The organism is Pseudomonas fluorescens (genome assembly GCF_902497855.1).
Lineage (GTDB): Bacteria > Pseudomonadota > Gammaproteobacteria > Pseudomonadales > Pseudomonadaceae > Aquipseudomonas > Aquipseudomonas fluorescens_BI.
In genome coordinates, this window is the sequence record NZ_CABVHU010000001.1 from 712603 (window position 1) to 734522 (window position 21920).

Annotated in this window: 18 protein-coding genes; 14 read left to right on the plus strand and 4 right to left on the minus strand. The window is 62.6% G+C overall.

Going from position 1 to position 21920, the window contains the following annotated elements; genetic code table 11:
- Nucleotides 1-13: 13 nt before the first annotated feature.
- The 4 genes from F8N96_RS03265 to F8N96_RS03280 form a co-directional block, all read right to left on the minus strand.
- On the minus strand, nt 14-1057 hold the full coding sequence (locus F8N96_RS03265) for a TRAP transporter substrate-binding protein (protein WP_150796542.1): 1044 nt from the start codon (nt 1055-1057) through the stop codon (nt 14-16).
- A 205-nt stretch (nt 1058-1262) separates the two neighbouring features.
- Nucleotides 1263-2471 carry a CaiB/BaiF CoA transferase family protein gene (locus tag F8N96_RS03270; RefSeq protein WP_150796543.1) on the minus strand — a complete coding sequence of 403 codons (1209 nt, stop codon included), beginning with the start codon at nt 2469-2471 and terminating at the stop codon, nt 1263-1265.
- A 1-nt stretch (nt 2472) separates the two neighbouring features.
- On the minus strand, nt 2473-3252 hold the full coding sequence (locus F8N96_RS03275) for an enoyl-CoA hydratase-related protein (RefSeq protein ID WP_150796544.1): 780 nt from the start codon (nt 3250-3252) through the stop codon (nt 2473-2475).
- Between the two features lie 75 nt (nt 3253-3327).
- The gene (locus tag F8N96_RS03280) at nt 3328-4467 is read right to left on the minus strand and encodes an iron-containing alcohol dehydrogenase (protein WP_150796545.1); all 1140 of its coding nucleotides are present in this window, start codon (nt 4465-4467) and stop codon (nt 3328-3330) included.
- A gap of 176 nt (nt 4468-4643) precedes the next feature.
- Between F8N96_RS03280 and F8N96_RS03285 the strand changes: the two genes are divergently transcribed.
- The 14 genes from F8N96_RS03285 to F8N96_RS03350 all read left to right on the plus strand — a co-directional run bounded on the left by F8N96_RS03285 (nt 4644) and on the right by F8N96_RS03350 (nt 21711).
- Nucleotides 4644-5570, plus strand: a complete 927-nt coding sequence (locus F8N96_RS03285; protein ID WP_150796546.1) for a LysR family transcriptional regulator — start codon at nt 4644-4646, stop codon at nt 5568-5570.
- A gap of 368 nt (nt 5571-5938) precedes the next feature.
- Nucleotides 5939-8500 carry a nitrite reductase large subunit NirB gene (gene nirB, locus F8N96_RS03290; protein ID WP_150796547.1) on the plus strand — a complete coding sequence of 854 codons (2562 nt, stop codon included), beginning with the start codon at nt 5939-5941 and terminating at the stop codon, nt 8498-8500.
- Nucleotides 8500-8877 (plus strand): nitrite reductase small subunit NirD, encoded by a 378-nt coding sequence (gene nirD, locus F8N96_RS03295; protein ID WP_150796548.1) that lies wholly within the window; start codon nt 8500-8502, stop codon nt 8875-8877. The genes nirB and nirD overlap by 1 nt, the downstream gene beginning before the upstream one ends.
- A 45-nt stretch (nt 8878-8922) precedes the next feature.
- The gene (locus F8N96_RS03300) at nt 8923-9363 is read left to right on the plus strand and encodes a CBS domain-containing protein (protein ID WP_150796549.1); all 441 of its coding nucleotides are present in this window, start codon (nt 8923-8925) and stop codon (nt 9361-9363) included.
- A gap of 100 nt (nt 9364-9463) precedes the next feature.
- On the plus strand, nt 9464-9907 hold the full coding sequence (locus F8N96_RS03305) for a CopD family copper resistance protein (protein WP_138967133.1): 444 nt from the start codon (nt 9464-9466) through the stop codon (nt 9905-9907).
- 274 nt (nt 9908-10181) lie between these two features.
- The gene (locus F8N96_RS03310) at nt 10182-11525 is read left to right on the plus strand and encodes a coproporphyrinogen III oxidase (RefSeq protein WP_150796550.1); all 1344 of its coding nucleotides are present in this window, start codon (nt 10182-10184) and stop codon (nt 11523-11525) included.
- Between the two features lie 22 nt (nt 11526-11547).
- The gene (gene hemN / locus F8N96_RS03315; RefSeq protein WP_150796551.1) at nt 11548-12936 is read left to right on the plus strand and encodes an oxygen-independent coproporphyrinogen III oxidase; all 1389 of its coding nucleotides are present in this window, start codon (nt 11548-11550) and stop codon (nt 12934-12936) included.
- Nucleotides 12937-13047: 111 nt separating this feature from the next.
- Nucleotides 13048-15297, plus strand: coding sequence for a transcriptional regulator NosR (gene nosR, locus F8N96_RS03320; protein WP_412071800.1), 2250 nt, complete (start codon nt 13048-13050; stop codon nt 15295-15297).
- Entirely contained in the window at nt 15294-17213 is a 1920-nt protein-coding gene (nosZ, locus tag F8N96_RS03325; RefSeq protein WP_150796553.1) for a TAT-dependent nitrous-oxide reductase, read from the plus strand. The genes nosR and nosZ overlap by 4 nt, the downstream gene beginning before the upstream one ends.
- A 27-nt stretch (nt 17214-17240) precedes the next feature.
- Nucleotides 17241-18533 (plus strand): nitrous oxide reductase family maturation protein NosD, encoded by a 1293-nt coding sequence (locus tag F8N96_RS03330; RefSeq protein WP_412071798.1) that lies wholly within the window; start codon nt 17241-17243, stop codon nt 18531-18533.
- Entirely contained in the window at nt 18530-19453 is a 924-nt protein-coding gene (locus tag F8N96_RS03335; protein WP_150796554.1) for an ABC transporter ATP-binding protein, read from the plus strand. Before F8N96_RS03330 ends, F8N96_RS03335 begins: the two co-directional genes overlap by 4 nt.
- On the plus strand, nt 19450-20280 hold the full coding sequence (locus tag F8N96_RS03340; RefSeq protein WP_150796555.1) for an ABC transporter permease: 831 nt from the start codon (nt 19450-19452) through the stop codon (nt 20278-20280). The genes F8N96_RS03335 and F8N96_RS03340 overlap by 4 nt, the downstream gene beginning before the upstream one ends.
- A gap of 31 nt (nt 20281-20311) precedes the next feature.
- Nucleotides 20312-20839 carry a nitrous oxide reductase accessory protein NosL gene (locus F8N96_RS03345; RefSeq protein WP_150796556.1) on the plus strand — a complete coding sequence of 176 codons (528 nt, stop codon included), beginning with the start codon at nt 20312-20314 and terminating at the stop codon, nt 20837-20839.
- Between the two features lie 128 nt (nt 20840-20967).
- Complete coding sequence (locus F8N96_RS03350) at nt 20968-21711, plus strand: SDR family NAD(P)-dependent oxidoreductase (protein ID WP_150796557.1); 744 nt, start codon at nt 20968-20970, stop codon at nt 21709-21711.
- Nucleotides 21712-21920 lie beyond the last annotated feature (209 nt).

Below are 21920 nucleotides of genomic sequence, written 5' to 3' on the forward strand. Positions count from 1 at the left end.
CCTTGTCTCCGGCTTAGGACAGTTGACCCGCGTACTGCTCGAGCAAGCTCCAGGCTTCGTCGCCGTACTTTTCCTTCCATTGGGTGTAGAAGCCTTTCGATTGCAGGTCGGCCCTGAACAATGAACGGTCGACCTTATTGAAGGTGATGCCATGGGCGGTCAGGGACGGTTCCAGGCTGGCGTTGAGGTCGATCACCTGCTGACGCTGGACCAGTGCCGCGGCGTTGATCTGTCGGGAGACGATTTCCTGCACATCCGCCGGCAGTTTCGGAAAAGTCTTGCCCGAGGCGACGATCCAGAATCCGCCCCAGATGTGGTCGGTCATCGAGCAGTATTTCTGCACTTCGTAGAAGCGCGCGGACTCGACCACCACCAGCGGGTTTTCCTGGCCGTCGACCACTCTGGTCTGCAAGGCCGAGTAGGTTTCGTTGATGCTGATGCCGGTCGGGGAGGCGCCCAGGGCGCTGAACATGGAGGTCCACAGCGGGCTGACCAGCACCCGCAGCTTGAAGCCGGCCAGGTCCTGCGGGGTGAAGATCGGGCGCGTCGAGCTGGTGATCTGGCGGAAGCCGTTGTTCCACACTTTTTCCATCGGGATCAGGCCGACCTTGGCGGTCTTGGCGCGCACGTACTCGCCCAGCTTGCCGTCCAGGGCGGCCCAGACGCTGTCGTAGTCCTTGAAGGCAAACGGCATGCTTTCAATCGACATGGCGGGCACCAGGGTGGAGAGAATCGCGCCGGGCAATGGGATGAAGTCGATCGCCCCGGCGCGCACCTGGGACAGCATGTCGGTGTCGCCGCCCATGGCGCCGTTGGCGTATACCTGCAGGTCCACCGCGCCGTTGGTTTCGGCCTTGATCGCTAGCGACGCGGCCTTCATCTGGATGTTCAACGGATGGGTGTCGGGCAGGCTGCTGGTGTAGCGCAGCACGATGGGTTTGCTCGCGGCGAAGACGCTGGAGGGCAGCAGGTTGGCGGCGAATGCACCGCCGACGGTGATGCCGGCAGACATTAGGAATGATCGGCGGCTGACGGCCTCGGTCAAGATACGGCTCATGATGTTCACCTTTTTATTGTTGTTGTTCTAAAAAACGCGGATTCAATTGATCGAACGCTGCTTGTGTAGGAGCTGGCTTGCCGGCGAAGGCGGCCTCGAGTCTTGCACCGCCTCAGGAGACGCCTTCGCCGGCAAGCCGGCTCCTACAGGGTTTGGTGTTTCCCACCCTCCAACGATGCAGGTCGCTCCTGCACCGGTAGGTGGTTCAGGACGCCAGTGCCACCACCGCCCGGGTTCGAATCAACTCATCGATCTCATCTTGCGCATAACCACTTTCCTTCAGCACTTCGCGGGTGTGTTCGCCGAGCAGCGGTGCGTGGCGGCTGGTTGGCGGCGCGGCGCTGTCCATGTCGGAGAAGTGAATCGGCAGGCCCATGCCGCGTACCCGGCCTTCGGTGGGGTGTTCGGTCTCGACGACCATGCCCCGGGCGATGGTTTGCGGGTGGGCCAGCGCCGCGGCGATGTCCAGGACCGGCCCGGCAGGCAGACCGAGGTCGTCGAACAACACCATCCATTCATCCGTGGTGCGCGCCACGAGCACTTCGTTGAGAATGTCCACCAGGGCCAGGCGGTGTTCCATGCGCAAGGCGTTGCTGGCGAAGCGTGGATCGGCTTTCAGTTGGGGAACGGCCAGGGCCTCGACCAGTCGCTCGTAGTTGGCCTGGTTGGCGGCGCCGATGTTGATCCAGCCGTCGGCGGTGCGGAACACCTGGTACGGCGCGCTGGTGGAGTTGGCCGAGCCCATCTTCGGCAGAATGGTGCCATCGGCGAAGTACGCGGCCGCCGGCCAGTACATCTGTTGCAGGCCGGCTTCGAACAACGAAGTGTCGACCATCTGCCCCAGGCCGGTTTTCTGCTTGGCGGCGTAGGCGGCGCAGATGCCGAGGGCGGCAAGGATGCCGGAGTTGATGTCGGCCACCGGCGAACCGGCCTTGACCGGCTCGCGCCCGGCTTCACCGGTCATGCTCATCATGCCGCTCATGCCCTGGGCGATCAGGTCGAAACCGCCTTTCTCGCCGAACGGCCCGCTGCGCCCGTAACCGGAAATCGCGCAGTAGATCAGCCCGGGGTTGATCACCTTGAGCGCTTCATAGCCCAGGCCGAATTTTTCCATGGTGCCGGCACGGTAGTTTTCCGTGACCACGTCGGCCTCCAGCAACAGGCGGCGCAACACGTCGCGGCCACCCTCGGTCTTCAGGTTCAGGCCGATGCCGCGCTTGTTGCGGTTGACCACCATGAACGAGGCGGACTCGCCGCTGGCCATGATCGGCGAGAAGCGGCGCGAGTCATCGCCGTCCGGGACTTTCTCGACTTTCACCACGTCGGCGCCCATGTCGGCCAGCATCATTCCGCACACCGGGCCGGACATGATGTGAGCCAGTTCTACAACGCGCATGCCTGTCAGCGGTCCCATGTCATTTCCCCTTGAACTGTGGTTTGGCTTTCGCGATGAAAGCGTTCAGGCCGATCTGAAAATCTTCGGTGTCGTAGCAGGCGTAACTGCTGTCGACTTGCTCGGCGGTGGGTGCAACGCCGGCTTCGAGCTGGCGTGCGGCCTGGCGATGCCAGCGGGCGACGAGGGGCGCGCCGTTGGCAATGCGTCTGGCGGTGGCGAGGGTTTCGCCTTCGACCTCGGCATCGGGCACCACGCGGGTCACGAGGTTTTTCGCGTAGGCGTCGTTGGCGTCGAGAATTCGGCCTTCCAACAGAATTTCCAGGGTCGTCGAGCGCCCAGCCAACGCCACCAATCCGGCCATTTCGTCATAAGACATGACCAGGCCCAACTTGCCGACCGGCGCACCGAAGCGACTGGAAGTGCCGCAGATGCGCAGGTCACACAGCGCGGCGATTTCCAGGCCGCCGCCGACGCATACGCCGTGGATCATCGCGATGACCGGGTGCGGGCACTCGACAACGGCGCGCATGGCGGCCGAGGTCACCTCGGCATACAGCCGGGCTTGCGCCTGATCAGCGCGCACGCTCGGGAACTCGCCGACATCGGCACCGGCGGCGAAGGCCTGTTCGCCGGCACCGCGCAACACCACGCAGCGTACAGTGGCGTCAGCGGCCAGCTCGGTCATGACGTCACCCAGGTCCTGCCACATGGACAAGGTCAGGGCGTTCATTTTTCCCGGGTGGCTGAGGGTGACGATGGCAATGGCGTCTTGCCGTTCGATAAGGACAGTGGGGTTCATGATGGTGCCGCTGGCGTCGAAGCGTATTCGACGATGCGGCTGCCTCCTGTTTTATTGTTGTGGGATAGCGGCTGTTTACAGCGACTGCCGGAGCATCGACAGGTAGTCCGCGGACGAGGCTTCGCGGGGGTTGGTCTTGTGGCTGTGATCGTGCAGCGCGCCTTCGACGATCCCGGCAAACAGGCTCTCGTCGACGCCGATGTCACGCAGGCGGGTCGGCAGGCCCAGGCGGCGGGTCATGTCCTCGATCGCGGTACCGATGTTCGCGCCGGCCTCCAGGCCCATGGCGTGGCGCAGGCGTTCGAGTTTGCGTTCATCGCGAACGGTGGGGGCGTTGGCGTTGAAGTCCACGACTGCGGGCAGAAAGATCGCGTTCAAGGTGCCGTGGTGCAGCTTCGGGTTGATCCCGCCCAAGGCGTGGGACAGGCTGTGCACGCAGCCCAGGCCCTTCTGGAACGCGAGGGCGCCCTGCATCGACGCACTCATCATGTTCATCCGCGCTTCGCGGTCACCCGGCTCGGCGGTGGCGCGCTCGATATGTTCCCAGGCGCGCCACAGGCCATCGAGGGCGATGCCGTCCGCGGCGGGGTTGAAGGCCGGCGCCATGAAGGTCTCGATGCAATGGGCGATGGCGTCCATACCGGTGGCGGCGGTGAGCATGGGCGGCAGGCCCAGGGTCAGCTCGGGGTCGCAGATGGCCACGCGTGGCACGACATAAGGTGAGATTACGCCCACTTTGCGACCATCGTCGAGGATCAGGATGGCGCCGCGCCCGACTTCGCTGCCGGTGCCGGCGGTGGTCGGAATCGCGATCAGAGGGGCGGTGGCCGAGGTGATGCGATCCAGCCCGCCTTCGATCACCGCGAAGCTGTGCAGCGGGCCGTCGTGGGTCGCACATACGGCAACGCCCTTGGCCAGGTCGATGGAAGAACCGCCGCCGACGGCGATGATGCCGTTGCACTCGCCGAGGTGGTATTGCGCCACGGCTTGGCGCACCGCGTGCTCGTTAGGGTTGGACGGGGTGGCGTCGAAAATCGTCGGGGTGAGGCTGGCGCCGAGGGCGGCGATGACTTTGTCGACGATACCGGCATTGCGTACACCGACGTCGGTGACGATCAGCGGACGCGTGATGCCGGCGCGTTCGGCTTCCGAGGCCAGTTGCTGCAGGCTGTCATAGCCGAACTGGATCTTGGTGACGTAATTGATGAGGGACATGATTCACCACAAGTTATACAGGATTGTTGTTGTCGCAATCGGCCGGGAGGCAGGAGCGCTCTCGCGCTCTGGTCAAACCCATTGCATTGCCTGGTTGTGGAGTGGACTATAGGGCCGTCGTGGCGAGCCCCGATACTGACAACTTTCGATACCTCTATAACTTCTAGTTAACCCTGATGACGCCCTCACTGAACTCGATCATGTCCCGGCTGCACGTCAAGCAGCTGCGTTTATTGATAGCCCTGGATGAGCACGGCTCCTTGCTGGGCGCGGCCAAGCAGGTCGCACTGACCCAGCCCGGTGCCAGCAAGGCGCTGCAGGAAATCGAAACCACCTTTGGCACCTCGCTGTTCACCCGAACTAACCGCGGGCTAGAGCCAAACGATGCCGGGCGCTCGGTGATCCGTTACGCGCGCCTGATCCAGACCGACCTCGCGCACCTGCGCGAAGAGATCATCGGCATCATGAGCGGTGAGGGTGGACGGGTGGCGGTCGGCACCATCATGGGCGCCGTGCCTTTATTGACCACGGCGATCAGCCGGGTGATTGCCGAACACCCGAAGCTGTCCATCGAGATCGTCGAAGACACCAGCGCCGCGCTGCTCAGCCAGCTGGATTCCGGGCGCCTGGACCTGGCGATCTGCCGCACCACCGTCAGCACCACGCCCTACTTGTATGAGAGCGCGACCTTCGTCGAGGAAACCCTGGCGGTGATCGCCAGCACCCAGCATCCGTTCGCCTATGCGCGGCGGCTGTCCCTTAAGGACCTGGTGGATTACCGCTGGGTGGTCTATCGCGCCAACATGCCCATGCGCCTGCTGCTGGAGCGGGAATTCCACGAGGCCGACCTGCGCTTCCCGGTGCACCTGCTGGAGACGACCTCAGCCTTCGCGACCTTGTCGCTGCTCCAGGAAAACCCGACCCTGGTCGCACTGGTGTCGACTGACGTGGCGAAATTCTGCTCCGGCTACGGCTTTACCACCACGTTGCCGCTGCCCATCACTTCGCGCAGCGAGCCCTATGAGCTGGTGTCGCGCACAGGCGTTCCGGACTCGCCGGCAGCGAGGCTGCTGCGCGAGGCGTTGCTCAATCCCCCGCGTTGAACCATCCGCGCGCCTGCGTGCACTTTTATAAAGCCCCGATGCGTGCCGCTGCACTATGCGAAGGCAAAACCGGCGATATCCCACTGAGCGCCTGTTCATCGCCAAGCGTCTGAAACGCGGGCCGCAAGCGCTGCCTGCAAGATGTGGCACAAACGCTGCATATCACTGATCAGGCCCGCCGCGAATACAGTCGAGTGGGCAGCCCCCTCGGTCAACGACGATCGATTCGTGGGCAACATCGGTGAATCAGGCATAGACGTCTGGTTTCAACACCGCAAAAGAACAGGCAAAGACGCCTGGAACCGCAAGGTTTCAGGCGTTTTTTTTTGCATTTTTGAACCGTGACGGGCTTGAGCCGGGTACTACTTATGAATTCCAATGTTGCCGCGTTGAACAAATTGCAAACGCTGATCGTGATCGGCAACGGCATGGTCGGACATCATTGTGTCGAACAGCTGATCGAGCGCGGTGCCCTCGATCACTATCGGCTGCACGTGTTCAGCGAGGAGCCGATGCGCGCCTACGACCGTGTGCACCTTTCCGAGTACTTCACCGGCCGTGATGCCGAGTCGCTGGCGTTGTCCGACGCAGCGCTGTACCAGACCCCGGGCGTCACCCTGCACCTGGGCGTGCCGGTGCTGGAAATCGACCGCGCCCGTCGCCAGGTGATCACCGCCCAAGGTTGCGTCGCCTACGACAAGCTGGTGCTGGCGACGGGCTCCTATCCTTTCGTGCCGCCGATCGAAGGCGCCGAGGGCGACTCGCGCCTGGTCTACCGCACCCTTGAAGACCTCGACGCGATCCGTGCCGCGGCCGCCAACGCCCGTCGCGGGGTGGTGGTCGGCGGTGGCCTGCTCGGCCTTGAAGCCGCCAACGCCCTGAAAAGCCTCGGCCTGGAAGCCCATGTGGTGGAGTTCGCCCCGCGGTTGATGCCGGTGCAGCTGGACGAGATGGGTGGCCTGGCGCTCAAGTCGCAGATCGAACGGCTGGGCGTCGGTGTGCACCTGTCCCGCGCCACCCAATCGATCAGTGCGGGGCAGGACTACCGCTACCGCATGAACTTCGCCAACGACGAATTCCTCGAAACCGACCTGGTGGTGTTCTCCGCCGGTATCCGTGCGCAAGATGCGCTGGCCCGTCAATGCGCGCTGGACATCGGTCCGCGCGGTGGCGTGGTGATTGACGACCATTGCCTGAGCATCGACCCGAACATCTACGCCATCGGCGAATGCGCCTCCTGGAACGGCAGCCTGTTCGGCCTGGTCGCACCGGGCTACCAGATGGCACGCAGCGTCGCGGCGCGGTTGTGCCAACAGGTCGCGGATCCGTTCACCGGCGCCGACATGTCGACCAAGCTCAAACTGCTGGGGGTCGATGTCGGCTCCATCGGCGACGCCCACGGCAACACGCCCGGCGCGCGAAGCTATCAGTTCATCGACGAAACCAGCGCCAGCTATCGCCGCCTGGTGGTGGATGCCACAGGCAAACACGTGCTCGGTGCGGTGCTGGTCGGCGACAACAGCTACTACGACACCCTGCTGCAATACATGCAGAACGCCATTGTGCTGCCTGCGGAACCGGCCAGCCTGATTCTGCCATCGTCCGAAGGCGCGCCGACCCTGGGCCCGGGCGCTTTGCCCGAGTCGGCCACGGTGTGCTCGTGCCACAACGTGACCAAGGGTTCCATTTGCTCGGCCATAGACCGTGGCTGCACCGACCTCGGCCTGCTCAAGGCGCAGACCAAGGCCTGCACCGGTTGCGGCGGTTGCGCCGGGTTGCTCAAACAGGTGTTCGAGCATGAACTGATTGCCCGTGGCGTCAGCGTCGACAAAAGCCTGTGCGAACACTTCGCCTACACTCGCCAGGAGCTGTACGCACTGGTGCGGGTAGAAGGGGTGATCACCTTCGAAGAACTGCTGGCCAAACACGGCCGTGGCCACACCGGGTGCGATGTGTGCAAGCCGGCGGTGGGTTCGATTCTCGCTTCGTGCTGGAACCAGCCGATCATGGACGCCTCGCTGGTGCCGTTGCAGGACACCAACGACACCTTCATGGCCAACATGCAGAAGAACGGCACCTACTCGGTGGTGCCACGCATTCCCGGTGGCGAAATCAGCGCCGACAAACTGATCGCGATCGGCGTCGTGGCGAAGAAATACGACCTCTACACCAAAATCACCGGCGGCCAACGCATCGACCTGTTTGGCGCGCAGTTGCATGAATTGCCGGACATCTGGGCCGAGCTGATTGAAGCCGGTTTCGAGACCGGGCACGCCTACGGCAAATCGACCCGCACGGTGAAGTCCTGCGTCGGCAGTACCTGGTGCCGTTATGGCGTGCAGGACAGCGTGCAGATGGCCCTGACCATCGAGGACCGCTACAAGGGCCTGCGCTCGCCGCACAAGCTCAAGTTCGCCGTTTCCGGCTGCACCCGTGAATGCGCCGAGGCGCAAAGCAAAGACGTCGGCGTGATCGCCACCGAGAAAGGCTGGAACCTCTACATCGCCGGTAACGGCGGCATGCGTCCGCGCCACGCCGAGCTGTTCGCCACCGACCTCGACGATGCGACCCTCATCCGCTACATCGACCGCTTCCTGATGTTCTACATCCGCACCGCCGACAAACTGCAGCGCACCTCGGTCTGGCGTGAAAGCCTGGAAGGCGGCCTGGACTACCTCAAGGACGTGATCATCAACGACAGCCTCGGCCTGGGCGCCGAACTCGAGTCGCAGATGCAGCTGGTGGTCAATCGCTACGAATGCGAATGGGCCAACGCCCTCAAGGACCCGGAAAAACTCAAGCGCTTTCGCACCTTCGTCAACGATAAACGCCCGGACCCGGACATCCACTTTGTCCAGGAACGCGGCCAGCGGCGCCCGATCATGGCCGCCGAACTCAACCTTATCCCTGTTATCGAGGAGATTGCCTGATGAGCCAGTCCAATACCCAACGCATCGATTCCCTGGAAAACCCCGAGGCCTGGCAAACGGTATGCGAGCAACGGGATCTGGTCAGCAACTCCGGCGTGGTCGTCTGGCTCGACGGCGCGCAAGTGGCGCTGTTCTACCTGCCAAGCGTTCACGGCAAGACCCTGTACGCCATCGACAACCATGACCCGCAATCCGGGGCGAACGTCATCGGTCGCGGCCTGGTCGGCAGCATCAAGGGCGACCTGGTGGTGGCGTCGCCGATCTACAAGCAGCACTTCCGTCTGGAGGACGGCAGCTGCCTGGAGTACCCGCAGCAACGGCTGCGGGTGTGGCCGGTGCGCTTGAATGGCAGCGTGGTGGAGGTGGGGGTGGCTTGATGCCACGCTCCTTCGGGTCAGGGCGCAACAGTATCGGAGACTCTTATGAAAACAGCCGCACAGTTACTCAAGCTGAAGATCGTACAAAACCGCCAGGTGCACAGCGTCGCGCCAGACGTGATGGTCCTTGAAGCGCTGAAGATCATGGCCGAAAAGAATGTCGGCGCGCTGCCGGTCATTGAAGACGGGCAGGTGGTGGGCGTGATCAGCGAGCGCGACTACGCACGCAAGGTGGTGCTGCAGGGACGCTCGTCGGTCGGCACCCCGGTCAGGGCCATCATGAGTGCGCCGGTGGTCACGGCGGACAGCCAGCACAGCATCGAGCGGTGCATGGCGGTCATGACCGACAGCCACCTGCGCCATCTGCCGGTGGTGGAGGGCGGTGAACTGATCGGGCTGTTGTCGATCGGTGACCTGGTCAAGGAAGCCATCGTTGAGCAGGCCGATTTGATCCGGCAACTGGAGCACTATATTCGCGGGCACTGATCGGCCCGGCGCCAGGGTGTGGGGCTTTCTTGATCGGTGTCAACCGGGTGGGGCGTCCGGCTGTGTAGTCTGCAGAGACACCCAGCCAGTGGCGCTCATCATGATCTATCCGCTGATTCTGACCCTGCATCTGTTTGCCGCCCTGATCTTCATCGGCACCGTGTTCTTCGAAGTGCTGTTTCTGGAAAGCATCCGCAAACAGCTGCCGGCCAGAGTGATGCTGCTGGTCGAGCAGGGGATCGGCCGCAGGGCCCGCAGCTTGATGCCGTGGGTGCTGCTGGTGTTGTTCGGCGCGGGGCTGGGCATGGTCTGGCTACGCTACCTGCCAGCCCTCGCGGCACCCCTGGCGTCATCGTTCGGCACCTTGCTGGCGTTGAAAATCGCGGTCGCCGCCAGCGTGCTCCTGCATTTCCTGACAGCCATGTTCCTGTTCAAGAGCGGCCGGATGAATGCGCGCTACTTGCGCTTCATCCACGCCAGCCTGTTCTGCCACATGGTCGTTATCGTGCTGTTGGCTAAAGGTATGTTCTACCTGACATGGTGATCGCCATAGTCACAAATTCGGTGGGCTCCACCGATCCCCTGTAGGAGCCCGGCTTGCCGGCGAAGGCGGTCTGTCAGCCAACAACTCTGCTGCATGTGACGCCGCCTTCGCCGGCAAGCCGGCTCCTACAGGGGATCGGTCTGTGGCCACGAAATCGGTGGACGCCACTGATTCCCTGTAGGAGCCGCCACTTCGCTCAAGCTTGATGCAAGTCAAGGAGCATTGACCCTCAAGCCCGGACACTGTGATTCGCAGCCCGTCACGGAGACCCGTCATGCTCGATTTCTTTCACGACCCAGGCGAGATCGCCCGGTGCGATCAGGGCGTACTCGACCCCAACTGCCATGCCGACACGCAAAAGTTCCATGCCGGCATCGGCTCGCTGGACCTGCTGCGGGCCTTGCGCGTCAGTCGTCAGAAGCGCCGTCCACTGGCCCTGAACGTGCAGCTGCCGTCCAGGCTCAAGCCTGCGTTCTGTTCCCCGCGGGAGATCGCTTGCGAGCACGGCGGCATCGAACAGTATCTTCAGCGCCTGGAAAAGGAAATCGACCTCGTCGGCTGCCACCTGGGGGCAGAGCAGCGGGTCGAGCAGTTTCATCTGGGCGGCGCCACCCCCACCATCGTTCATCTGCAGCGGCTGATGGGGCATCTGCGTGGCCGGTTCAACTTTCTCGAACATGAGTGCGGCGACTACAGCGTCGAGGTGGACCTTCACCATACCGATTGGTCGACCATGGGCGCGTTGCGCGACCAGGGCTTCAATCACGTCAGCATCGGCGTTCCGGATATCGACAGCGACAGCGACATGTCGGTGGCCTGCTACCAGAACCCGGCGCCGATTCACTCACTGATCGATGCCGCGCGCACCTTCGGCTTTCGCTCCATCAACGTCGACCTGGGGTTCGGTCATGCCTGGCAGAGCCCGGACAGCTTCGCCCAGAAACTGGCGACCATTATCGAGCTGGAACCGGACAGGCTGATGGTGTTCGACTATGCCCGGCCACCTCGACGCTACCGGCCGATGCCCGGCGCGAGGGGCAGGGCGCTGTGCAGCCAGGAGGATAAAGGCGCGATGCGCCAGATCTGCTTCGACCAATTGATTGGCGCGGGTTATCACTACATCGGCCTCGGGCAGTTCGTACGGCCCGATGATGACCTGGCGATCGCCCAGGAACGAGGCCGGTTACGGCGCACCTGCGACGGTTTCAGCCGTCACGGCTATTGCGATCATCTCGGGTTCGGCTCGGGCGCCATCAGTCAGATCGACGATCTGTATACGCAAAACGCCGACGCGGTCGAGCCTTACCAGCAGCATCTGGACAGCGGGCAGTTGCCGACGGCCCGGGGCTGGCGCGTTGAGGCGGGGGATCAGATCAGGCATCGGGTCATGGAGCGGCTGGCCTGTGACCTGGAGCTGGATATCCGTGCCATCGAGCGCCGTTACGGCCTGGTCTTTTCCAGGTATTTTTCCTCAATTTGGCCATTGCTCGAACAATTGAGTCATGATGGGTTGATCGAGCTGTCGGATCGTTTCATCAGCATTCTCCCCGCCGGTCGGCCGGACGTGGATGCCATCTGCAACCTGTTTGAAAAGGGGTCAAGCGCAGCATGGCATTGACCCACCTGCGAGTAGATTGATCATGAAGCCTGCATTCGATTTCAATCGAGCCCTGGTCGAAAAGTATGACCGCCCCGGGCCGCGCTATACCTCGTACCCCACCGCGCCACAGTTTCACCAGGCGTTTGCCGTGGACGACTATCAAATGGCCGCGCGGGCCAGCAATCAGGTGGCTGTGCCCAAACCATTGTCGGTGTACATCCACATCCCGTTCTGCAAAAGCCTGTGTTATTACTGCGCCTGCAACAAAATCATCACCCAGAAAACCCATCGCGCCGTCGAGTACCTGAAGTACCTCAAGCGTGAAATCGCGATGCAGGCCGCCTTGTTCGACGGCAGCCGCAAACTCACGCAACTGCACCTGGGCGGCGGCACACCGACCTACCTGACCAGCGAACAGCTGGCGGACCTGATGGACTGCCTGCACCAGGCGTTCAACCTGGACGACAGCGACGACCATGAGTTTTCCATCGAGGTCGATCCGCGCACCATCAGCACCGAACAGATCCAGTCGCTGCGCCAACTGGGCTTCAATCGCCTGAGCTTCGGCGTGCAGGACTTCGACCCGGACGTGCAGGCTGCGGTCAATCGTACCCAAAGCGAAGAACAGATCTATGCGCTGGTCGCCGCCGCTCGCGAGGCGCGATTCAAGTCGGTCAGCGTCGATCTGATCTATGGGCTGCCGTTGCAGACCGTGGCCAGCTTCGATGTGACCCTGGGCAAGATCATTGCCCTGCGCCCGGACCGCATCGCCGCCTACAGCTACGCCCATCTGCCGCAGATGGTGCGTGCGCAACGCTTGATCCGCCAGGAAGACATGCCGCCGCCGGAGCGCAAGCTGGAGTTGCTCGAGCTGACCATTCGCCGGCTGATTGCAGCCGGTTATGTCTATATCGGCATGGACCACTTCGCCTTGCCGGACGACGAACTGGCCCTGGCCCGCGTCAACGGCACCCTGCAACGCAACTTCCAGGGCTATTCGACCCACGCCGACTGCGATTTGATCGGTCTCGGGGTATCGTCGATCGGCAAGGTCGGCGACAGCTACAGCCAGAGCGTCAAGGAGCTTTCGCAGTACTACGCCCGAATCGATCAGGGCCTGTTGCCGGTGCATCGGGGATACCGCTTGAATGACGACGACTTGCTGCGTCGCGAGGTGATCAGCGACCTGATGTGCCACGGCCGGATCGATTTCGCCAAGTTCGAGACGCGTCATGGCATCTGTTTTACCGAGTATTTTGCCGAAGCGCTGGCGCAACTCGACGAGCATGTGCGCGATGGGTTGCTGGAGATCCATCACGATGCCCTGGTGTTATTGCCCCAAGGGCACTTGATGATGCGCAGTGCCGCAATGGCGTTTGACGCCTATCTGGGTGGCGAGCAGAAGGGCCAGTTTTCTCGCACGGTCTGAGGTGTCTGGAGCAGGCCCCGGCACGGACTTTACTCAAGTTGATCTCAATCAAGGGCAGGGGGGGCCACGCTCCCTAACATGACCGGAAGCCCTCTTGATTTCGGCCAGACCATGACCCTCCATCAGCCATCGATCCATCGCCACCTGCGCAGCCTGCGCGAGTGGCGCGTCGGGCTGATGCTCGCCCTGATGCTCGTACTGCCAGGCGCCCCCTTCGGCGCGGTGCAGGCCAAAGAATACGGCGACATTGAGCAGCAGCGCATCGAAAAGACCTTCCCCCAGACCGACTCGGTGTCCGCCCCTGAAGGCAAATTCAAGGTGCGCACGCTGTCAACGGCCGGCAAAATCACCGGTTACGTGTTCCAAAGCCTGGACGTGGTCGATATTCCGGCCTACTCGGGCAAACCGATCAACACCCAGGTGATCCTCGACCCGGCGGGGGTGATCAAGGACGCCTATGTCCTCGAGCACCATGAACCGATCCTGCTGATCGGGATTCCCGAAGCAAAACTCCACGCCTTCAGCGCCAAGTACAAGGACATCAACGTCAGCCAGCGGGTGGTCGTCGGCCACTCCAGCGACCCGAACGCCGTCACCGTGGATGCCATCGCCGGCGCGACCGTCACGGCGATGGTGGTCAACGAGGTGATCATGCGCGCGGCCCACGAGGTGGCCGTATCGCTCAAACTGGTCGATGACAAGAGCGGCCAGGCGCAGAAACCCGCCACGGTACGCCAGGACTTCTACGAGCCCGCCACCTGGGAACAACTGACCGGCAACGGCGCGATCCGCCGCCTGAACCTGACCCGGGGCCAGGTTGATGCCGCCTTCAAGGGCACCGAAGCCGAAGGCATCGACAACGCCAGTGCCGAACAGGTCGATGACACTTTCATCGAACTCTACGTCGCCGACCTGAACGCGCCGACCATCGGCCGCAACCTGCTGGGCGACAATCAGTACCGTTTTCTCATGCAGGAACTCAAGCCGGGCGAGCAGGCCATCGCCGTGCTGGGCCGTGGGCTGTTCTCCTACAAGGGTTCGGGTTATGTGCGCGGCGGGATCTTCGACCGGGTGCAACTGCGCCAGTTCGGCAACGTCATCAGCTTTCGCGACATGGACCATCAACGGCTCGACGACGTCTTCGCCAAGGGCATCCCCGAGTTCGATGAAATGTCGATTTTCATTGTGCGTGAACCGGCCAGGTTTGACCCGGGAGCCGCCTGGACCTTGGAACTGCTGGTGCGCCGTCAGACCGGTCCGGTCAGCGGCACCTTCAGCAGCTTCGAACTGCCTTACCAGATGCCCGAGCCTTACCTGGAACGGCCATTGCCCAGCGCCGAAGAGTTGGCGGCCATCGAGGAAGCCGGCCGGCCGATGTGGGTGACCATCTGGTATCAGAAACAGTTCCAGATCATGGTCCTCGGCGCGGCGTTGCTGTTGCTCACGACGATTCTGTTCCTGCAGGACACCTTCACCCGCCGGCCGCACTTTCTTCATTGGCTGCGCCGCGGCTACCTGGTGTTCACCGTGGTGTTCATCGGCTGGTACGCCCTGGGGCAACTGTCGGTGGTCAACGTGCTGACCTTCGTCCATGCCCTGTTCGAAAACTTCCGCTGGGAACTGTTTCTCACCGATCCGCTGATCTTCATGCTCTGGGTGTTCACCGCCGCGAGCATCCTGTTGTGGGGCCGTGGCGTGTTCTGCGGCTGGCTGTGCCCGTTCGGCGCCTTGCAGGAGTTGATCAACGAAGCCGCCCGCAAGCTGAAGATTCCCCAATATGAACTGCCGTTCGCGGTCCATGAGCGGCTGTGGGCGATCAAGTACATCATCCTGCTGGCGCTGTTCGGCGTCTCCCTGGAGTCGATGACCACGGCCGAACTGTTCGCTGAAGTGGAACCCTTCAAGACCGCCATTACCTTAAGGTTCGACCGCCAGTGGTGGTTCGTGCTCTACGCGGTGGCGCTGCTGGTCATCAATATTTTCACGCGCAAGGTCTATTGCCGCTACATCTGCCCGTTGGGCGCTGCGCTGGCGATCCCCACCAAACTGCGGCTGTTCGACTGGCTCAAGCGCCGCAAGGACTGCGGCGACCCTTGCCAACTCTGCGCCAAGGAATGCGAGATCCAGGCAATCCATCCCGATGGCCGGATCAATGCCAACGAGTGCCACTACTGCCTCGATTGCCAGATGACCTGGAACAACGATCACAAATGCCCGCCGCTGATCAACAAGCGCAAGAAACAACGCGGCAAGGCCGCACCGGTGAACGCGCAACTCATACCTGTCGTGGAAGTGACGGCTGAACCCGGCGAGCTCACGTCCCCAGTGACTGTTTTTATTCCTTCAAGGAGCACCTCATGAACGACACAGAATCCACAAAACCAGCCGAGGTTACGGAACCGACCGGCCTGAGCCGGCGTGGTTTCCTCGGCACCAGCGCGGTGACCGGTGCGGTGCTGGCCGGTGCCACGGCCATCGGCGGCGCGGTATTCACCCGGGAATCCTTTGCCGCGGCGGCCAAGGAGTCGAAATCGAAGATCCACGTAGGGCCAGGGGATCTGGACGAATACTACGGTTTCTGGAGCGGCGGTCACCAGGGTGAAGTGCGGATCATGGGCATTCCATCGATGCGCGAGTTGTTGCGCATCCCGGTGTTCAACGTCGATTCCGCCACGGGCTGGGGCCTGACCAACGAAAGCAAGCGGATCATGGGCGACAGCGCCCACTTCCAGAATGGCGACTGCCACCACCCGCATTTGTCGATGACCGACGGCAAGTACGATGGCAAGTACCTGTTCATCAATGACAAGGCCAACAGCCGGGTCGCGCGCATCCGCCTGGATGTCATGAAGTGCGACAAGATGCTCACCGTACCGAACGTGCAGGCCGTGCACGGTCTGCGTCTGCAGAAAATGCCCCACACCAGGTACGTGTTCGCCAATGCCGAGTTCGTGATTCCGCATCCCAATGACGGCAGCACCTTCGACCTGCAGGACAAGAACAGCTACACGATGTTCAACGCCATCGATGCCGAGAAGATGGAGATGGCGTTCCAGGTGATCGTCGACGGCAACCTGGATAACACTGATGCCGACTACACCGGCAAGTACGCGGCCTCGACCTGCTACAACTCGGAGAAGGCCTACGACCTGGGCGGCATGATGCGCAACGAGCGCGACTGGGTGGTGGTGTTCAACATCCAGCGCATCGAGGCGGCGATCAAGGCCGGCAAGTTCATCACCCTGGGCGATTCGAAAGTGCCGGTGGTCGACGGTCGTAAAGCCGAGGGCAAGGACAGCGAATTCACCCGCTATATCCCGGTGCCGAAGAACCCGCATGGCATCAACATGACGCCCGACGGCAAGTATTTCATCGCTGCCGGCAAGCTTTCGCCGACCTGCACCATCATCGCCACCGCCAAGCTCGACGATCTGTTCAATGACAAGTTCAAGGACCCTCGCGAGGTGGTGGTCGGCGAGCCTGAACTGGGCCTGGGCCCGCTGCACACCACCTACGACGGTCGCGGTAATGCCTACACCACCCTGTTCATCGACAGCCAGGTGGTGAAGTGGAATGTGGAAGAAGCCGTTCGCGCCTACACCGGCGAGAAGGTCAACTACATCAAGCAGAAGCTCGATGTGCAGTACCAGCCGGGGCACAACCATGCGTCGCTGACCGAAACCAGCGAGGCCGACGGCAAATGGCTGATGGTCCTGAGCAAATTCTCCAAGGACCGCTTCCTGCCGACCGGCCCGCTGCACCCGGAAAACGATCAGTTGATCGATATCTCCGGCGACGAGATGAAACTGGTGCACGACGGTCCGGCGTTCGCCGAACCCCACGATTGCATCATGGCCCGACGCGACCAGATCAAGACCAAGAAGATCTGGGACCGCAACGACCCGTTTTTCGCCGAAACCGTGGCCATCGCCACCAAGGACGGGATCAAGCTGGAGACCGACAACAAGGTCATCCGCGACGGCAAGAAAGTCCGGGTCTACATGACCTCGATGGCCCCGGCCTACGGCTTGCCGGAGTTCACCGTCAAGCAGGGTGACGAGGTCACCGTGACCATCACCAACATCGACCAGATCGAAGACGTGACCCACGGTTTCGTCATGACCAACCATGGCGTGAGCATGGAGATCAGCCCGCAGCAGACGTCGTCCATCACCTTCACCGCCGACAAGCCCGGCCTGCACTGGTTCTACTGCAGCTGGTTCTGCCATGCGCTGCACATGGAAATGGTCGGCCGCATGCTGGTCGAGAAGGCCTGACGGTTGCCCATCGACAGGAGCGGGCCAATGACCGGTTTCAAGCAAAGATTCATGAAGGTCATTGCGCTGGCGCTCCTGTCGCTGGGCACCAGCGCCCTGGCGGCGGTGCAGCCCGTCACCCGCTTGCCGTTGACGCAGGACGCCGGGCAACGCTGGCACCTGCCGGCGGGGGAGTACCGCGGCTCGTTCAGCGTCGATCAATCGATGCAGATTGTCTGTGAGCCGGGCGCGGTGTTCCAGGGCGAGGGGCAGGGCAACGGCTTGATCATCAGCGCCCCGGATGTCGGGATCGAGGGCTGCACCTTTCTCGCCTGGGGGCACGACCTCACGGCCATGAACGCCGGGCTGTTCATCCAGCCCAAGGCCCGAGGCGCCGTGATCAAGGGCAATCGCCTGCAAGGCCGGGGTTTCGGTATCTGGGTCGATGGCACGGCGGATGTGAGCCTGGTCGACAACCGCATCCAGGGTGATCCGACGATGCGCTCCCAGGACCGCGGCAACGGCATCCATCTGTATGCGGTGCACGGGGCCAGGGTCATTGGTAACCAGGTGCGCGACACCCGCGACGGCATCTACATCGATACCTCCAACGGCAACCTCCTGCAGGGCAACACCCTGGAAGACCTGCGCTACGGCGTGCATTACATGTTCGCCAACGATAACCGGCTGATCGGCAACACCACCCGCCGCACCCGCACCGGCTACGCACTGATGCAAAGCCGCAAGCTGACGGTGATCGGCAATCGCTCCGAGCAGGATCAGAACTACGGCATCCTGATGAACTACATCACCTATTCAACCTTGCGCGACAACATTGTCACCGACGTGCGCGACGGGTCGACCGGCGACAGCATGATCAGCGGCGCCGAGGGCAAGGCGTTGTTCATCTACAACTCGCTGTTCAACAGCATCGAACACAATCGCTTCGAGCACAGCGCCGTGGGCATTCACCTCACCGCCGGTTCCGAAGACAACCGCATCGCCGACAACGCTTTTGTCGGCAACCAGCGCCAGGTCAAGTACGTGGCCACCCGCTTGCAGGAGTGGTCGGCGCAGGGCCGGGGCAACTTCTGGAGCGATTACCTGGGCTGGGACCGCAACAATGACGGCCTGGGCGATATCGCCTACGAACCCAACGACAACGTCGACCGCCTGCTGTGGCTGTACCCGCAAGTGCGGCTGCTGATGAACAGCCCGGGTATCGAATTGCTGCGTTGGGTACAACGGGCCTTTCCGGTGATGAAGTCGCCGGGTGTGCAGGACAGCCATCCGCTGATGAAGTCACCCATTCAATCCCTGACCCAGGAGCCTGCCGCATGAACGTCATCGACATCGAAGGTGTCAGCCAGCGCTACGGGCACAGCACCGTGCTGCATCAGCTGAACCTGAGCCTGGCCGAAGGGGAAGTGCTGGGCTTGTTCGGCCACAACGGCGCGGGCAAGACCACCTGCATGAAGCTGGTGCTGGGATTGCTCCAGGCCAGCGCAGGGCAGGTGAGGGTGTTCGGTCGATTGCCCAGTGATCCCCACGTTCGACGCCTGCTGGGCTATTTGCCGGAGAACGTGACCTTTTATCCGCAGCTCAGTGGGCTGGAGACCTTGCGGCATTTCGCCCGACTCAAAGGTGCAGCGTTCACCCAGGTGGACGGGCTGCTCGAGGAAGTCGGTTTGGCGGGCGTGGCGCATCGGCGGGTCAAGACGTATTCCAAGGGTATGCGTCAACGCCTGGGGCTGGCGCAAGCCTTGCTCGGGGCGCCGCGCTTGTTGCTGCTCGACGAGCCGACCGTAGGCCTCGATCCGATCGCCACCCGGGATCTGTATCGATTGCTCGATCGCCTGCGCAGCCAGGGCACCAGCGTCATTCTGTGTTCCCACGTGTTGCCCGGGGTCGAGGCGCATATCAACCGCGCGGCGATTCTGACCCAGGGCCGTCTGCTGGCCCTGGGCAGTCTGCACAGCCTGCGGGAGGAAGCCGGGCTGCCGACGCTGATTCGCGCCCACGGGCTCAAGCATGCCGGGCCCTTGCAGCAGCGTTGGAACAATGCCGGGCATGTCACCCAGCGCTGGGGCACGGAAGGTCTGGAAGTGGCCGCGCTCAATGGCAGCAAGCTCGGCCTGTTGCGCCAACTGCTCAATGACGATGAACCGGCTGACGTGGAAATCGCCCCGCCGTCGCTGGAAGATATCTACCGCTTCTACATGGGCCGCGCGGCTGCAACCGCAACCGGGGAGGCCGTATGAACCCGATCTGGAACATGGCTCGCAAGGAGTTCAACGACGGTTTGCGCAACCGCTGGCTGTTGGCGATCAGCCTGTTGTTCGCGGTGCTGGCGACCGGTATTGCCTGGTTGGGCGCTGCGGCGTCCGGGCAAGTGGGCTTTACCTCGGTGCCCGCCACCATCGCCAGCCTGGCCAGCCTGGCGACCTTCCTGATGCCGCTGATTGCCCTGCTGCTGGCCTATGACGCCATCGTCGGCGAGGACGAGAGCGGTACCTTGCTACTGCTACTGACGTATCCGCTGGGGCGTGGGCATATCCTGCTCGGCAAGTTCGTCGGCCACGGGCTGATCCTGGCGCTGGCGACGCTGATCGGCTTCGGCTGCGCGATGCTGGCGATTGCGCTGCTGGTCGAAGAGGTCGAACTGAGCCTGCTGCTCTGGGCCTTTGGCCGCTTCATGCTGTCGTCGACCTTGCTGGGCTGGGGCTTTCTCGGCCTGGCCTATGGGCTGAGCAGCGTGTCTGCGGAAAAATCCACCGCCGCCGGGCTGGCGCTGGGGGTGTGGTTTTTCTTCGTGCTGGTGTTCGACCTGGCCCTGCTGGCGCTGCTGGTGCTCAGCGAAGGGCAGTTCAACCCGAAGATCCTGCCCTGGTTGCTGTTGCTCAATCCCGCCGACATCTATCGCCTGATCAACCTCTCCGGTTTTGAACCCGGGGCCAATACCGCCGGGGTGCTGACCCTGGGCAGCGATTTGCCGATGCCGGGCGCGATGCTGTGGCTGTGTCTGTCGCTGTGGGTAGCGGCGCCCCTGGCCGGGGCCTGGCTGCTGTTCCGCCGGCGGGCGACTTGATTTTCACTTTGAAATTCTGGAGTAGTTGAAGATGAATGCGTTTTATCTGACGACGGTACGTGCCATGGCGGGCCTGATGGTCTGCCTGCTGCTGGCGGCCTGTGACATGCCCGCACAAGCGTCCTTGAATGATGCCGCTGTAGCCTTTCATCCCAGTGATGAATGCCATGTCTGCGGGATGATCATCAATGGCTTCCCCGGGCCCAAGGGTGAAGTGGTCGAACCCGGCGGGATCAGGAAATTCTGCTCCACGGCGGAAATGATCGGCTGGTGGTTGCAACCGGAAAACCAGCATCGCAATGCCCGTTTGTATGTCCACGATATGGGTCGCAGCCCGTGGAACGCGCCGGATGACGCCCACCTGATCGATGCCAGGGACGCCTTTTACGTGGCTGGCACCTCGCTCAAGGGCGCGATGGGCGTGGTGTTGGCGTCCTTCTCCAGCCGCCAGGCTGCTGACAAGTTGGTGGCGGAACAGGGCGGGCGTGTGCTGCGCTTCAGCGAGATCGATCAGGCGCTGCTGCAGCAACAGTCCCCATCGACGCACTCGAGCCATTGACCCGCTGCATCGCCTGGTTTCCCTCAAGGAAATCTGATCGCCGTCAAGTCGAAATTGCTGCGCTTGTTCAAAGATAGAGGCTGGCTACGTCCCCAGTGCTTGGCATCCGCGATGCCCAGGAGAACATGATGCAAACCGAGTTTCAGGATCGTCTGGCGGTGATCACCGGCGCCAGTTCCGGGATTGGCCTGGCGTTGTGCGGCGCGCTGTTGGCCCGTGGCGCCAAGGTACTGACGATGTCGCGTACCGCCGGTGAATTGCCGGCCTTGAAAGAGATATACGGTGAGCGATTGCAATGGTGCGCCGGGGACGTCACCTGCCAGGACGACCTGCAGCAGCTGGCCCGACGCGCCGCGATCCTGGGCCCGGTAGCCTATCTGGTGCCTTGCGCGGGTATTGCGGAAATGGCCGACAGCCTGGACATGCCGGCCTTCCAGCGCCAGTGGGCGGTCAACGGTGCCGGGGCGTTGAACACCCTGGCGGCGTTGCGCGGTGAACTGGCGAGCCCGGCTTCGGTGGTGTTTGTCGGCAGTTTCCTCACCGGCTCGAGCTTTCCCGGCCTGGCGGCCTACATTGCCGGCAAGGCCGCGCTGGCGGCGCATGCGCGCACCTTGGCGGTGGAGTTCGCTCGGTATGAGGTGCGCATCAACCTGGTCTCCCCGGGACCGACCGCAACCTCGATGTGGGACCACCTGGGCTTGAGTGAAAGGGAGCTCGACGACGTCGCCGACACCCTCGGCAAACGTCTGCTGCCCGGGCATTTTCTCGATGCGTCGGCGGTGGCCAATGTGATTATCTTCCAGCTGTCCCAAGGCGCCCGGGGTGTTTATGGTCAGGACTGGAAGGTCGACAATGGCTACACCTTGAGCTGAACGTCGCAGGCGGCGTGTCAGCCAACATCCATGCCGTATATCAGACCGTCTTCGCCGGCAAGCCGGCTCCTACAGTTAATCGGGGTGTACACGAATAGTGTGCTCGACCTGCAACCCTGTAGGAGCTGGCTTGCCAGCGAAGGCGGCGTGTCAGCCAACATCAATGCCGGATGTCAGACCGCCTTCGCCGGCAAGCCGGCTCCTACAGT